This is a genomic window from Pseudomonas sp. Leaf58, assembly GCF_003627215.1.
Lineage (GTDB): Bacteria > Pseudomonadota > Gammaproteobacteria > Pseudomonadales > Pseudomonadaceae > Aquipseudomonas.
The window spans coordinates 3,096,872-3,110,353 of the sequence record NZ_CP032677.1; the positions used below are offsets into that span (position 1 = coordinate 3,096,872).

Sequence of the window (13,482 nt, forward strand, 5' to 3'; positions counted from 1 at the left end):
GGTTCTCCAGCCGCTGCGCTCAGGCGCAGGCTTCGTCGAGGGCCGCATAACGTTCGCAATGGAAGTCGCGATCACCCAGGCAGGCCTGGGCCACCCGCACCCGCTTGAGGTACAGGCCGACATCCAGCTCGTCGGTCACACCAATGCCGCCGTGCATCTGCACCGCTTCGTTGGCGACTTTCAGCGCGGTATCGCCGGCCTTCCACTTGGCCAAGCTGACCAACCGCCCGCGCTGGGCCGGGGCCAGCTGCGTTTCATCCAGCGCCGCCAAACCGGCCATCACTGCACTGCGGGCCAGGGCCAGGTCGCTGTACAGTTTTGCCGCGCGGTGCTGCAGGGCCTGGAACGAACCGATCGGCACGTCGAATTGCACGCGGGTCTTGAGGTACTCCACGGTGGTCTCGAACAGTTGCTGCGCGGCGCCCAGCAGCTCTGCCGCCAGGCACGCCCGGCCGCGGTCCAGCACAGCATCCAGCACCGCCCAGGCAGTGCCGGGCACACCCAGCAGCGCCTCAGGGCCCAGGCGTACCTGGTCGAAGTGCAAGCGCCCGCTGTTGCGCGAGTCAATCAAGGGCAGCACGCTGCACTTCAGGCCTGGGGTATCCGCCGGCACCAGGAACAAGCTGATGCCCTGCTCCTCGCCCGGCTGGCCGGCGGTACGCGCCGCCACCACGTAGGCGTCGGCACCGACACCGTCGATGACCCAAAACTTTTCCCCCGTGAGGCAAAAGCCTTCACCATTGGCCACCGCCGCCAGGGCAATGTCGCGGGGCCGATGGCGACCACTCTCCTCCAGGGCCAAGGCCAGGCGCCGCTCACCGCGAATCGCTGGCTGCAACCATTCGCCCTGCTGCTGGGCCGAACCGGCCAGTGCCAGCAGCGAGCCGGCCAGCACCACGCTGGACAACAGCGGTGTCGCTGACAGGTGTTGGCCCTTGGCTTCGAATAGCGGCCCCAGGCCCATGCAACCAAAGTCCAACCCACCCAGGTGCGGCGCAAACGGGATCGCGCTCCAGCCCAGCTCAACCGCCTCGCGCCACAGCAGGCTATCGAAGCCTTGCGCCACGCCTTGGTCACGCAGGCGCCGCTGTGCCGCCACCGGGCTGCGTGCGGCCAAAAAGTCCCGCGCGCTGTCGGCCAGCAGGCGATGTTCGTCGTTGTAACGCAGGTTCATGCCGATACTCCTTTTTTGCCGTCGGGCAGGCCCAGCACGCGCTTGGCGATGACATTGAGCTGCACTTCCGAGGCCCCACCGGAAATGGTCAGGGCATAGCTGTTGAGCCAGGCGCGGGTCACCGCCAGTTCGCGCTCGCTGAAGCCCGGCTGCTGCCAGCCCAGGCCATGGCCGCCCATGACATCGAGCAGTACCTCGAACTTGTCGCGTTCCTGCTCGGTGTGCAGCAGCTTCATGATTGCCAGCAGGCCACTGATGTCGTCGCCACTGCGCCCCTCCTCGGCCATGCGCTGCACCGTCAGACCATAGGCGTGTTCGTCCATGGCGCAGGCCACCGCACGCGCCTGCAAGGCCAGTTCACCTTGGCTGACGGGCTGGGGCAGGTACTCGCGCAGCAGGGCCAGCAGGTCGAAGTGCGACGGCAGGCTGAACTCGCCGAACTTCGACATGGCCTTGCGTTCGTGCTGCAGCAGGTACTTGCCGAGGTTCCAGCCGCCATTGAGCGGGCCGATCAACTGGTGCTTGGGCACCTTCACCGCGTCGAAGAACACCTGGCAGAACGCCGACTTGCCGCTGATCAGATCGATTGGCACCGCCTTCACCCCGGGGCTTCGCATGTCCAGCACGATCAGGCTGATGCCTTCGTGCTTGGGCGCCTGGGGGTCGGTGCGCACCAGCGCATACATCCAGTCGGACTTGTCGCCGTAAGACGTCCAGATCTTGCTGCCATCGACCACGAAGTGGTCGCCAGCATCGCGCGCGGCCATCTTCAGGCTGGCAAGGTCGGAACCCGCGTTCGGCTCGGAAAAGCCCTGGCACCAGCGCACTTCGCCGCGTGCCATGGGCGGCAGCAGGCTACGCTTTTGCTCTTCGCTGCCGTAGGCCAGCAGTACCGGCCCGAGCATCCAGATACCCAGGTTGATTTGGGGTGGCCGGCATTTGAGGCGGCGCATTTCACTTTCCAACACCGCTACGTGCTCGGCATCCAGGCCAGCACCGCCGTAGGCTTCAGGCCATTCGGGGCAGAACCAGCGCTTGTCGCGCATGCGCTCGAACCACACGCGCGCATCGTCATTGGGGAACTGCGGCTGGCTGGCGCCCCAGACCACATCGCCTTCGCCCATGGCGGTACGCATCGATTGCGGGCAGTTGGCTTCCAACCAGGCACGGGTGTCGTGCCGGAATTGCTCTAGCGTGCTCATCGGATGCAGCCCTCGGCCCGGCCCCGGTCATCGCCGGGGCGGGGCCTTTTGTTGTCGTTGTTGTGGGTGAACCGAGCGCTACCGGCTCAGCGCTGGGTGCGCGGCATGCCCAGGCCAAACTGGGCGATCAGCTCGCGCTGGATTTCATTGGTACCGCCGCCGAAGGTCACGGTGACCGAGGCACGCAGCTCATACTCCAGGTCGCCGTGCAGCAGCGCAGCGGCGCCCCCGCCGCGAACCATGCCATTGGCGCCGACAATGGCCGACAGCCGGCGCAAAATCTCGATGGCCGATTCCGAGCCATACACCTTGGTGGTGGAGCTCAGCGCCACGTCCATGTGCTCGCGCTCCAGGTTGGCGGCAATGCGCAGGTTGATCAGGCGCATGGCTTCCAGGCGGGCGTAGCATTCGGCCAGCGAGCTGCGCACCCAGGCCTTGTCCATCGCCCGGCGGCCCTGCTCGTCACGCGCCTTGGCCCACAGGTAAACGCGACGGAACAACCCGGCAACCTTGTCCGACCAGGAGCCCAGGCCCAGGCGCTCGTGGTTGAGCTGCGCGGTGATCAGCTTCCAGCCGCCATGCAGCTCGCCGACCAGCATGTCCTTGGGCACCCGGACGTTGTCGTAGTAAGTGGCAGCGGTCGGGTTGCTGGTGGTGGGGATCACCGTGCTGGCAAAGCCTGGCAGGCGGGTGTCGAGGATCAGGATTGACACGCCTTTGTGCCGCGCCTGGCTGGGGTCGGTGCGCGCGGCCAGCCAGATGAAGTCCGCCGACTCGGCACCCGAAGTCCACAGCTTGTTGCCGTTGACCACGAAGTGCTCGCCATCCAGGCGCGCGCTGGTCCTGAGCACGGCCAGGTCGCTACCGGCATCAGGTTCGGAGTAGCCGATGGCGAACATGATTTCGCCCGCGGCGATGCCCGGCAGAAAACGCGCTTTCTGCGCCGCGCTGCCGTGTTCCATCAATGCCGGGCCCACCGTACTGATGGTAACGAACGGCAGCGGCGCCCCGGCGATGTTGGCCTCCTCGAAGAAAATCAACTGTTCGGTGGCGGCGTAACCCTGGCCACCATGGGCCTTGGGCCAACCCACCGCCAGCCAGCCATCGCGGCCCATCTGGCGCACGGTCTGCCGGTACAGCTCGCCGCCCTCCTGGCCACGCAGGCGCTCGCGCAGCTCGGGGGTCATCAGCGCCTGGAAGTAATCGCGCACCTGGCGGCGCAGCGCATGTTGCTCGGGGGTAAGATCGACGAACATGCTGCGCTCCTCAGGCCGCGCCAAGAATCAGGCCGCTGGTGGGCACGCCGGTACCGGCGGTAACCAGCACGTTCTCCACGTCCGCCACCTGGTTGACCGCCGTGCCACGCACCTGGCGCACGGCTTCGGCAACGCCATTCATACCGTGGATGTAGGCCTCACCTAATTGCCCGCCGTGGGTGTTGATCGGCAGCTTGCCGCCACGGGCATGGTGCCCGGCGCGGATGAATTCCTTGGCCTCGCCACGGCGGGCAAAGCCGAATTCCTCCAGTTGCGGCAACACGAATGGGGTGAAGTGGTCGTAGATCACCGCTGTCTGCAACGCCTCGGGGCCAAGCCCGGACTGGCGATACAGCTCCTTGGCCACCACGCCCATTTCCGGCAGGCCGGTGATGTCGTCGCGGTAGAACGAGGTCATGCTCTGCTGGCCTTGGCTGATGCCTTGGGAGCCGGCTTTGATGGCTACCGGCTTCTGCCGCAGGTCGCGGGCACGTTCGGCCGAGGTGATAACCATAGCCACCGCGCCATCTGACTCCTGGCAGCAGTCGAGCAGGTGCAGCGGCTCGCAGATCCAGCGTGAAGCCTGGTGCTCTTCCAGGGTAATCGGCTTGCCGTGGAAGAACGCCTTCGGGTTGGTGGCGGCGAAGTCCCGCGCGGCCACCGCTACGCGGCCGAAGTCCTCGGAGGTGGCGCCATAGGTGTGCATGTAGCGCTGGGCGAACATGCCGACCCAGGCGGCCGGGGTATGGAAGCCGTGGGGCATGTACCAGCCGTAGTTAACGTTGTCGAACACCGGCGTGGCGGCAAAGCCGTAGCTGCCGCTGCCAAAGCGGTACCAGGAGCGTTCGTTCATCGCCCGGTACACCACCACCACCTTGGCCACGCCGGTGGCCACCGCCATTGCCGCGTGCATCAGTGGCGCACAGGCGGCACCGCCGCCGTGGGGTATCTGGGAGAAGAACTTGACGTCTTTGCAGCCCAGCAGGCGGGCGATTTCGTACTCCGGCACCTTGTCCACCGAGTAGGAGCTGAACCCCTCCACTTCCGACGGGTCGATGCCGGCGTCGCGCAGGGCCTCCAGGGTGGCTTCGAGGGCCAGGCGCAGTTCGGTGCGCCCGGAGTTCTTGGAAAACTCAGTGGCGCCCAGCCCGACAATGGCGGCGCGCCCAGAAATGGAAAGGTCGTTCATGCTGCCTCCGCTGGTCATGGCAGCACCAGCGCGACCGTGCCGGTCACGTGGTTGCCCATGGAATTCTTGCCGCTCAGGGTCACTTCCACCGTGCGGGTCTCGGGGTCCTGGCTGGTCACACTGCCGCTGAAGGTCATGCAGTCGCCGGGGTAGTTGGGCACGCCCAGCTTGATTTTCAGCGAGGTGAAGCGTGCCAGCGGCCCGGCCCAGGCTTCGACGAAGCGCTGGACCAGGCCATTGGTGGTGAGGATGTTCATGAACACGTGGGGCGAGCCCAGTTCACGCGCAGCATCCAGGTCGTGGTGGCCGGGGAAATAGTCACGGGTGGCAATCGCCCCGCCGGCGATTAGCGCCACGGTGATCGGCACTTCCAGGGGCGGCAAGGTTTCGCCGGGGCGCACATCGTCAAAGCGCTTGGTGTTCTTCGAGGTCATATTTCCATCCCAGCTTGTCGTTGTCGCTCAGCCAGTCGCCGAGCCGTTCCAGGCATGCCGCCGAACCGCCCAGGGCAATCCCGAGGGCGCGGCTCCAGTACAGAAAGCGATGAATCGGGTAGGTCAGGTCGACGCCAATGCCGCCGTGCACGTGCTGGGCGGCATGGCCAATGCGGTGGCCCGCTTCGCAAGCCAGGTAGGCGGTTGCTAGCGCCTCGGACGGCGCCGGCAGGCCGGCGTCCAGGCGGTAGCACAATTGCCACAGGGCGCTGCGCAACGCCTCCAAGGCGATATGGGCGTCGGCCATGCTCATCTGCACGGCCTGGAAGCTGCCGATGCGCCGGTCGAACTGCTGGCGCTCGCCGACATACGCCACGGTACGGCGGATATGCTCGGCGCTGACGCCCAGTTGCAAGGCCGCCAAGGCGGCGATGGCGCGTGGTTCGAGCCAGGCCAGCGCGGCGGCTGGCAACACACGGTCGGCGCTGACCCGCAGGCCCTCGACCTGCAGGTCGCTGATGGCTTCACCGTGGGTGAGCACGCCGGGCACGCGGCGCACGGCCGGGTCGCCCAGCTCGAGCAACAACAACCGCGGCTGGCCGTCGGCAAGTACCGGCAGCAGCGCCGCCTGGGCTTGCCCGCCCAACGCCAAGGCAGCCACCTGGCCGGCCACCTGCCAGCCCTCGGCGCAAGCGCTGGCGTTCAGGGCGATGCCGCCCGCAGCATGCAAGCCGTCCAGCGACAGGCTCAGCAACAGCTTGCCAGACGCAGCCTTGGCGGCCAGCTGCGCCGCCTCGCCCAAGCCGAAGGAGGCCAGGGTCGCGGCAGCCAGTTGGTGGCGCCACAGCGGCACCTGGCCAAGGCTACGGCCCTGGGCCTGCAGCACCAACATCAGCTCGGTCATGCCCAGGCCGCTGCCGCCCTGGGCTTCGGGGATGGCCAGGGCGTGCAAGCCAGTTTCCTGGCACAGCGCCCACAGCGGCGCCATCAACGGCTCGCCACTGCTGTCCCATTGGCGCAGGTAGTCGTCATGGCAGTGGTCGCTGAACAGGCTATCGGCCATCTGTTCGATGGCGCGCTGGTCTTCGCTTAATTGAAAATCCATGCGTGCACCCTCCTACTCGGCCACGGGCCGGAACAATGGCAGGGTCTGCTGCTCATCGAAGGTGTGGAACTCGACCTGCAGGCGCTGGCCGATCTGCAACTGCTCGCGCTGCACGCCGCTAAGCCCGGCAATCAAGCGCACGCCTTCGTCCAGCTCGATCAGGCCGATTGGGTTGGGGTGGTCGAACGGCGGCACTTCCGGGTAGTGCATGACCACGAACGAATACAGGCTGCCGCGCCCGCTCGCCTGCACGCTGTCCCACTCGAAACTGTGGCACTGCATGCACACCGGTGCCGGTGGGTGGCGCAAGGTGGCGCAGGCAGTGCAGCGCTGGATCAGCAGCCGGCCTTCGGCACAGCCCTCCCAGAAGAACCGGGTATCGTCGCTGACCCCCGGCAACGGGCGCTTGGCCTTGGCCAGCGCGGCCTGTGGCTTAGCCGCCGGCTGCGGGTTGGCCGGGCGGAACTTGAACACGCGGAACAGCAACTCGCCCACCGGTTCGTCGCCTTCTGGCTTTTCGACGAAATGGCTCATCACCAGGGTGACGAAGAAGCCGGTGCCCAGGGCGGTGGTCTTCTCGTCGCCCACCGCGTCCAAGCGGGTGGTGTAGTACAGCCGCTCGCCCAGCTGCACGGGGCGGGTGAAGCTCAGCTCGGAGTTCACCGCCACCACCGAGGCGTAGCCGTATTCTTCGATCAGCTTGAGCACTTCGTAGGGGTTCTGCTCGGTGGAACCCGGTGGGTAGTTGTTGGCATGCAGACCTTCCATGGTCCACACCTGAAGCATGGCCGGCGGTGCGACGATCGCCTGGTGCGGGCTGCTTTGGGCAAAGTCGGCGTCGCTGTAGAGCGGGTTATCGATGCCCATGATCTCGCACCACTGGCGGATCATCGGCGCATTCACCGCATCCCAGGCATACACCCGGCCATATTCGCGGCCCACGAGGGCGCGCACGCTGGATAGCAATTGTGGATCAGCCAAAGTCGTCTCCTGCAACGTGAGGGCGGCAAGCCGATGCGGCCACCGCCAGGTGGTCGATCAAGTGGGTAAGGCCTGTGCCGCGCTGAGAAACGCCGGGCGTTCGCCACCGCCGTGCAGCAGCAGGTTGCAACCGCTGGCGTAGCTGGCGAGCGGTGAGGCGATGTACAGGCAGGCGTTGGCGATGTCGCTGGCATCGGCCATACGCCCGGCGGGTATGCCGGCGCTGACGGCGGCGATGCCGTGCGCGTTGCCGTAGTGCAGGTGGGCCTGGTCGGTCAGCACCAGGCCTGGGCTGACCGCAACCACGCGGACTTTGGGCGCCCACTCCACGGCCAGCGACTGCACCAGCGCCAGCACCCCGGCCTTGGCCGCGCCATAGGCTGCGGTGCCGGGCGATGCGCGCAAGGCACTGATGCTGCCGATGAAGACGATGCAGCCACCTTCGGCCTGGCTTTGCATCAAGCGGTTGGCATGCTGGGCTGCGTTGAGCGGCGCAATCAGGTTGAGCCGCAGGATGCTCTCGTGAAACCGTGGCGAGGCCGTGGCGGCGACCGCCGACGGGCTGCCACCGGCGTTGTTGACCAGCACGTCGAGGCGGCCGAAGTCACGCTCGACGCTGTCGAACAACGCTTGCAGCGAATCGCCGTCGCGTACATCGGCGGCGATGAACGCCGCGCTGCGCCCATTGGCGCTCGGCAGTTGCTCGGGTTGGCTGCGGGCGCAGACGATCACCTGCGCCCCGGCCGCCAGAAACCCCTCGGCGATGCCGGCCCCGATGCCCTTGCTGCCGCCGGTGACGAGTACCACCTTGCCACTGAAATCAAGCCCCATTGCATGTTCCTCGTTCTGCTGTGCATACCGACTCTAGAGGCTCGCGGCAGGCCGTACTTCGTCTGAACGGACGATGAATAGGCCAGGGCCAGGGGCAACACTGGCGGCCATCGCGCCCCTTGCACGTGAGGAAAACCATGCCTGACACCGCTGCACCACCGGTCCTGCTCGAACGCCCGCTACCCGGCGTGGCGCTGCTGCGCCTGAACCGCCCACACGCCACCAATGCCTTGAGCCTGGAGCTGCAAGCCCTGCTATCGCAGCACTTCGCCGAACTGGGCGCTGACCCGGCGGTGCGCTGCATTTTGCTGACCGGTGGTGACAAGGTGTTCGCTGCCGGGGGTGACATCGGCAGCATGGCCGGGGTGGGCCCGATCGATATCTACCAGCGGCACACCGAGCGGGTTTGGGCGCCGATTCAGCACTGCCCGAAACCCGTGATCGCGGCCGTGTGCGGCTATGCCTACGGCGGCGGCTGTGAACTGGCGATGCTCGCCGACCTGATCGTGGCCGGGCGCGGCGCGCGCTTCTGCCAACCGGAAATCCGCATTGGCATCATGCCCGGCATCGGTGGCACCCAGCGCCTGCTGAGGGCTGTAGGCAAGGTCAAGGCCATGCGCATGGCCCTGACCGGGCAGCCGATCAGTGCCGAGGAGGCGTGGGTGGCCGGGCTGGTCAGCGACCTGGTCGACGATGACCAGGTGCAGGCCCACGCGCTGGAACTGGCGCGGGTGATTGCAGCGATGCCGGCGCTGGCCGCCGAGCAGATCAAGGAAGTGATTTTGGCGGGGATGGATGCGCCACTGGACGCGGCCTTGGCGCTGGAGCGCAAGGCCAATGCGTTGCTGTTTGCCTCGCGCGACCAGAAGGAAGGGATGCAGGCGTTTATCGAGAAACGGCCGGCGCGGTTTGAGGGGTGCTGAACAGGGGGGGCTGCTTTGCAGCCCTTCGCGGGCACGCCCGCTCCCACAGGGACCGCGCATGCCTCCTGGGCTGCGCCAATCCTGTGGGAGCGGGCGTGCCCGTGAAGGGCCGCAAAGCGGCCCCGGTCGCTTCAGATCGACATCACCAACTGCCCGCTGTCGATTCGCAACTCCACCCCATTCACCGCCCGCGCCTCATCACTGGCCAGGTACAGCACACTGGCCGCCACATCCTCGGGCAGGCACATGCGGTTCATCGGGTCGCTGTCGATGGTCAACCGGGCCGGGTCGACACCCTCGGGGAAGCCGCCACGGGTCATGTCGGTCAGCACGCCGTCCGGATGCAGCGAGTTGCAGCGGATGCGATAGCGGCGCCGCCGGCACAACGCCGCTACCGAACGGGTCAACGCCGCCACCGCACCTTTCGAGGCGCTGTAGGCCAAGTAATCGTCACGCCCGGCCAGGGCCGCCACCGACGACAGGTTGATGATCGACCCACCGTGCTGCTTCATCAGTGCGATACCTGCCCGGCAGCCGAGAAATACACTGGCGGCATTGACCCGCATCAGCCGGTCCCAGTCGCGCAGTTCGGTATCCTCGATGTTGCCGGGCTGCAGCATGCCGGCGTTGTTCAGCAAAATGTCCAGCCGGCCATGGCGCTCGGCGATCACGTCCATCACCCGCTGCCACTGCGCCTCATCACTGGCATCGTGAACAATGAAGCTGGCCGCCGGGCCAAGGGCTTCGGCCAAGGCCAGCCCGGCCTGTTCATCGATATCGCTGATCAGCACCTGGGCACCCTGCTCCACCAGCAGCCGTGCACTGGCCGCACCAATACCCTTGGCGCCCCCGGTGACCAAGGCCACCTTGCCCTGCACCCGCCCGTTTCGTTCACTCATGACGCCACCTCGCAGTCTGTGTTCAAACGTGCCCCGGCCACCACGGCTGCGCCGGCGCGACGCCCGGAGAACACGCAGTCGGCCAGTGACAGGCCACTGATATAAAGATGAGAAGGAATACCCAGCGCCGTGCGCCCGGCTGCAAACAGCCCGGCGATTGCCTGGCCAGCGTCATCCAGCACCGCGCCGCTTTGCTCGTCCACGCGCAGGCCCCCCAGGGTCAGCGCCCCCAGCGGGAAGATCGGGTTACCCACAGAAATGTCGCAGGCGTAGAACGGTGCCTGCTCCAACACCTGGCGCCCTGCCAATGACTTGCCGAACGGGTCCGCTGCCTGGCCGCGGGCGGCGGCGTTGTTGGCCAGCAATGCCTGGCGCAGGTGCTCGGCCTGCATGCCGGTGGTTTGCGCCAACTGCTGCACGGATTTGCCCTTGCGCGCGCCCAATAGCATCAACACCAATGCCGGCAACGCCTGGAACCACCAATAGCCACCGAACAACGCCTCGCGCAGGGCGCGCTTGCGCAGCGGCGCATCGAGCACCAGCCAGGCCTGCCCGCCCTGCTCTTCCATCAATGGCTGGCCAAGGGTGGCGCCATACACTTCTTCGTTGCAAAAACGCTCGCCGGCACGGTTGACCACAATGCCCTTGTGCCAACTGTACGGTGGGTTGATGAAGCGCCAGGCCGATACCCGCTGCAGGCGGTCGCTGGCAGCGCCGACACTGTGGCCCAGGCGCAGGCCGCTGCCGTCGCAGCCGGTGGTGCCGACCTTGAAGTTGCGCCGAAACGCTGGCGCATGGGCCTTGATCAGTTCACGGTTGAAGATGAAGCCACCGGTGCTCAGGACCACCCCGTCCAGCGCCCGCACCAAGCAGGGCCTGGCGTGCTTGTGCTCAAGCGCGCTCAGCCGCCGGCGCAAGCGGTCGCAGTAGCCCGGCACGAAGTTCTGCAGGCGCTCGGCGCGCGCCGCCAAGCGGGCATGCTCGCGTGCCTCCTTGCTGCCCGGCGCCAGGCGCCACAACTCGGCGCCGATCACCCGCCCGGCAAGGTCGACCACCAGGCGCCTGGCCGCCGATTGCGGCAACGGCCGCACTCCGGCACGCAGGCAGGCCGCCTGCAGGTGGCCATACAGCACCGCACCGCATTGGCCCTTGCCGACCGTGCGATGACCGCGCGGCGCCGGCGCCTGTGCACCGCCGTAGGCCGGTACCAGTTCGTTGCCCGAGTAGTACAGGAAGGCCCCGTCGGGGGGGTACGAGGTTTTACCGCCGGGCGGCATCTGGTGCGCGAACGGTGCGCCGTGGCTTTCCAGCCATTGCAGGTTGGCGGCACTTTCGTCGCAGAAGCGCCGCAGCGTCTGGTCACTGACCACGCCTTGGGTTTCGTGCCGGAGGTAGTCGAACATCGCCTCGGGCGTGTCGGCAAAACCCGCCGCCTGCTGATGCCGCGTGCCACCACCGGCATACACCACGCCACCACTGCGGGCACTGGCCCCACCGCCATTGAAGCGGTCGGCGACCAGCACATCGGCACCTTGGGCGCGCGCTTGCAGCGCCGCGCACGCCCCGGCGGCGCCCCAACCGATCACCAGCACATCACACTGTGCCTGCCACTGCAGTGCAGCGGCGTCATTTACCTGCAGGGGTTCGAGAATCGGCGTGACGGTCGTGTTCATACCCGCTCCCGGCGCTGTGCAGCGAGGTGGTTAGCCGCCACATAGGCAAAGGTCATGGCTGGGCCCAGGGTGCCACCGGCACCGGGGTAGCTGGTGCCCATCACCGAGGCGGAGCAGTTGCCGATGGCATACAGGCCGGCGATTGCCGAGCCATCTTCACGCACCACCTGGGCCTGGGCATTGGTCAGCAGGCCGCCCTTGGTGCCGATATCGCCGGCATCCAGGCGCATGGCGTAGTACGGCCCCTTGCGCAGCGGGGCCAGGCACGGGTTGGGTTTAATGTTGCAGTCGCCATAGTAACGGTCGAACACATTGCCGCCGCGGCCGAAGTCCAGGTCGACCCCGCTGCGCGCATAGTCATTGACTTTGTCCACCGTACTGGCCAAGCCCTGCGCGTCGATGCCGATCTTGCCGGCCAGCGCCTCCAGGGTGTCGGCTTTCCAGTACAGGGTATCGCGCCACTCTTTGCGTAACCGGCTGTCGGGCATGACTTGGGCCGGCATCAGCGGGCCCATGGCGTAGTTGAAGCGGAAGTGCCCGTCGAAAATCACCCAGGCCGGTACCGAACGCCCGCCACTGCGCGTGTTATCGCGGTGCATGGCATCGACGAATTCCAGGTACGGCGCGGCCTCGTTGACGAAGCGCTGGCCGTGGCCATTGACCACGATGGCGCCGGGGAACGCACGCTCGGCGAAAATGCCGCGCGGTTTGTCTTCACCCGGCACGGCGATGGTCGGCGCCCACCAGGCCCAGTCCATCAGCGCCGTGGCGGCGCCTTGGGCCAGGCCGGCCTGCAGCGCAGCACCGGTGTTGTTGCCCGGCGGCGTGGCGCTCCAGGCCATGCGCGTTGGCTTGGGCAAGTATTGCTCGCGCAAGGCCTGGTTCTGCTCGAAGCCGCCAGAGGCCAGGATCACCCCGTGGCGGGCCTGCAGGTTGATGTCGCGGCCATCGCGGCACACCCGCACACCGGTGACCCGGCCGTGCTCCATCAGCAGCTCGCGGAAGTCGCTGTTCAACCACAGCGGTATGTTGCGGTCCATCAGCGAGCGGCGCAGCGAGCACACCAGCGAACTGCCCAGCGCAGCGCGGCGGTCGAAGCGGCTTTTGCGTCGCCATTTGAAGTCGAGTTTGTAGCGCAGCATCAACCGCAGGATCAACAGGCGCCAGCCAAAGCTGCGGGCCATGGCCTTGTGCGCATCGCGCGCGGTCCAGGCAATGCGCCCCATCAGCAGGGTCGACGGCGACGGCTTGCGCAGGTTGTCCAGTTCGGCGCCGAGCAGGCTGCTGTCGAACAGCTCCGGGTCAAGGGTGCGCCCGCCCGGCAAGGCACCGGGTAAGTGCGGGTAATAATCTGGGTATTTCGCCGCCACGGCATAGCGCACGCGGCTGCAGCGGGTCAACGCTTCGATCATTTTCGGGGCGTTGTCCAAGTAGGCCTGCAGGCGGGCCGGGTCGACTTGGCCGCCCGCAGCGGCATCGAGGTAGCGGCGTGCCTGCTCGACGCTGTCGTTGCCGCCCTGGCGCGCAAAGTAGTGGTTGTTGGGGATCCAGATGCCGCCCCCGGAGATGGCCGAGGTGCCGCCGAACTTGTCGCTCTTTTCCAGGACCAGCACGCTGAAACCCTGGTCGGCAAGAAACACCGCCGAGGTCATCGCACCGGCCCCCGAGCCGACCACTATCACGTCGTACTGGGTTTGAGACTGATCTTGAGCCGTCATTGTTGTTGTGCCATTCGCTAAGGTCAGGGAGATGCCGCCAGCGCCATCGAGCCTTTGCCGGCGGCGGGCATCCCATGATCGGCGCTGGCCGACGGGC

Annotated in this window: 12 protein-coding genes; 1 reads left to right on the forward strand and 11 read right to left on the reverse strand. The window is 66.9% G+C overall.

Annotation, left to right across the window (positions count from 1 at the left end; all coding sequences use genetic code 11):
• Positions 1–19: 19 nt before the first annotated feature.
• The 8 genes from DV532_RS14345 to DV532_RS14380 all read right to left on the reverse strand — a co-directional run bounded on the left by DV532_RS14345 (position 20) and on the right by DV532_RS14380 (position 8,172).
• Positions 20–1,174 (reverse strand): acyl-CoA dehydrogenase family protein, encoded by a 1,155-nt coding sequence (locus tag DV532_RS14345; protein WP_056802262.1) that lies wholly within the window; start codon positions 1,172–1,174, stop codon positions 20–22.
• Complete coding sequence (locus tag DV532_RS14350) at positions 1,171–2,376, reverse strand: acyl-CoA dehydrogenase family protein (RefSeq protein WP_056802264.1); 1,206 nt, start codon at positions 2,374–2,376, stop codon at positions 1,171–1,173. Before DV532_RS14350 ends, DV532_RS14345 begins: the two co-directional genes overlap by 4 nt.
• A gap of 86 nt (positions 2,377–2,462) precedes the next feature.
• The gene (locus DV532_RS14355) at positions 2,463–3,632 is read right to left on the reverse strand and encodes an acyl-CoA dehydrogenase family protein (RefSeq protein ID WP_056802266.1); all 1,170 of its coding nucleotides are present in this window, start codon (positions 3,630–3,632) and stop codon (positions 2,463–2,465) included.
• A 10-nt stretch (positions 3,633–3,642) separates the two neighbouring features.
• Entirely contained in the window at positions 3,643–4,821 is a 1,179-nt protein-coding gene (locus DV532_RS14360; protein WP_056805295.1) for a lipid-transfer protein, read from the reverse strand.
• A gap of 14 nt (positions 4,822–4,835) precedes the next feature.
• Positions 4,836–5,255 carry a MaoC family dehydratase gene (locus tag DV532_RS14365; protein ID WP_056802268.1) on the reverse strand — a complete coding sequence of 140 codons (420 nt, stop codon included), beginning with the start codon at positions 5,253–5,255 and terminating at the stop codon, positions 4,836–4,838.
• A complete protein-coding gene (locus DV532_RS14370; RefSeq protein WP_056802269.1) occupies positions 5,227–6,360 on the reverse strand; it encodes an acyl-CoA dehydrogenase family protein in 1,134 nt (377 codons plus the stop codon). The genes DV532_RS14365 and DV532_RS14370 overlap by 29 nt, the downstream gene beginning before the upstream one ends.
• Before the next feature lie 12 nt (positions 6,361–6,372).
• A complete protein-coding gene (locus DV532_RS14375) occupies positions 6,373–7,341 on the reverse strand; it encodes a bifunctional MaoC family dehydratase N-terminal/OB-fold nucleic acid binding domain-containing protein (protein ID WP_056802272.1) in 969 nt (322 codons plus the stop codon).
• Between the two features lie 57 nt (positions 7,342–7,398).
• Positions 7,399–8,172 (reverse strand): SDR family oxidoreductase, encoded by a 774-nt coding sequence (locus DV532_RS14380; protein ID WP_056802273.1) that lies wholly within the window; start codon positions 8,170–8,172, stop codon positions 7,399–7,401.
• A 137-nt stretch (positions 8,173–8,309) separates the two neighbouring features.
• On the opposite strand from DV532_RS14380, the gene DV532_RS14385 reads away from it, so the two are divergent.
• Positions 8,310–9,095, forward strand: a complete 786-nt coding sequence (locus DV532_RS14385; protein WP_056802276.1) for an enoyl-CoA hydratase — start codon at positions 8,310–8,312, stop codon at positions 9,093–9,095.
• A gap of 131 nt (positions 9,096–9,226) precedes the next feature.
• Here the strand turns inward: DV532_RS14385 and DV532_RS14390 are convergent, their stop codons facing one another.
• The 3 genes from DV532_RS14390 to DV532_RS14400 are packed head-to-tail and all read right to left on the reverse strand — an operon-like array spanning position 9,227 to position 13,385.
• Entirely contained in the window at positions 9,227–9,994 is a 768-nt protein-coding gene (locus DV532_RS14390; RefSeq protein ID WP_056802279.1) for an SDR family oxidoreductase, read from the reverse strand.
• Positions 9,991–11,667, reverse strand: coding sequence for an FAD-binding protein (locus DV532_RS14395; RefSeq protein WP_056802283.1), 1,677 nt, complete (start codon positions 11,665–11,667; stop codon positions 9,991–9,993). The genes DV532_RS14390 and DV532_RS14395 overlap by 4 nt, the downstream gene beginning before the upstream one ends.
• Positions 11,664–13,385 (reverse strand): FAD-binding protein, encoded by a 1,722-nt coding sequence (locus tag DV532_RS14400; RefSeq protein WP_056802285.1) that lies wholly within the window; start codon positions 13,383–13,385, stop codon positions 11,664–11,666. Before DV532_RS14400 ends, DV532_RS14395 begins: the two co-directional genes overlap by 4 nt.
• Between the last annotated feature and the right edge of the window lie 97 nt (positions 13,386–13,482).

What these genes read in the sequence shown, in the direction of transcription:
- DV532_RS14345 (WP_056802262.1), bottom strand. Translation starts at nt 1,174, where the DNA reads ATGAACCTGCGTTACAACGACGAACATCGCCTGCTGGCCGACAGCGCG.
- DV532_RS14350 (WP_056802264.1), bottom strand. Translation starts at nt 2,376, where the DNA reads ATGAGCACGCTAGAGCAATTCCGGCACGACACCCGTGCCTGGTTGGAA.
- DV532_RS14355 (WP_056802266.1), bottom strand. Translation starts at nt 3,632, where the DNA reads ATGTTCGTCGATCTTACCCCCGAGCAACATGCGCTGCGCCGCCAGGTG.
- DV532_RS14360 (WP_056805295.1), bottom strand. Translation starts at nt 4,821, where the DNA reads ATGAACGACCTTTCCATTTCTGGGCGCGCCGCCATTGTCGGGCTGGGC.
- DV532_RS14365 (WP_056802268.1), bottom strand. Translation starts at nt 5,255, where the DNA reads ATGACCTCGAAGAACACCAAGCGCTTTGACGATGTGCGCCCCGGCGAA.
- DV532_RS14370 (WP_056802269.1), bottom strand. Translation starts at nt 6,360, where the DNA reads ATGGATTTTCAATTAAGCGAAGACCAGCGCGCCATCGAACAGATGGCC.
- DV532_RS14380 (WP_056802273.1), bottom strand. Translation starts at nt 8,172, where the DNA reads ATGGGGCTTGATTTCAGTGGCAAGGTGGTACTCGTCACCGGCGGCAGC.
- DV532_RS14385 (WP_056802276.1), top strand. Translation starts at nt 8,310, where the DNA reads ATGCCTGACACCGCTGCACCACCGGTCCTGCTCGAACGCCCGCTACCC.
- DV532_RS14390 (WP_056802279.1), bottom strand. Translation starts at nt 9,994, where the DNA reads ATGAGTGAACGAAACGGGCGGGTGCAGGGCAAGGTGGCCTTGGTCACC.
- DV532_RS14395 (WP_056802283.1), bottom strand. Translation starts at nt 11,667, where the DNA reads ATGAACACGACCGTCACGCCGATTCTCGAACCCCTGCAGGTAAATGAC.
- DV532_RS14400 (WP_056802285.1), bottom strand. Translation starts at nt 13,385, where the DNA reads ATGACGGCTCAAGATCAGTCTCAAACCCAGTACGACGTGATAGTGGTC.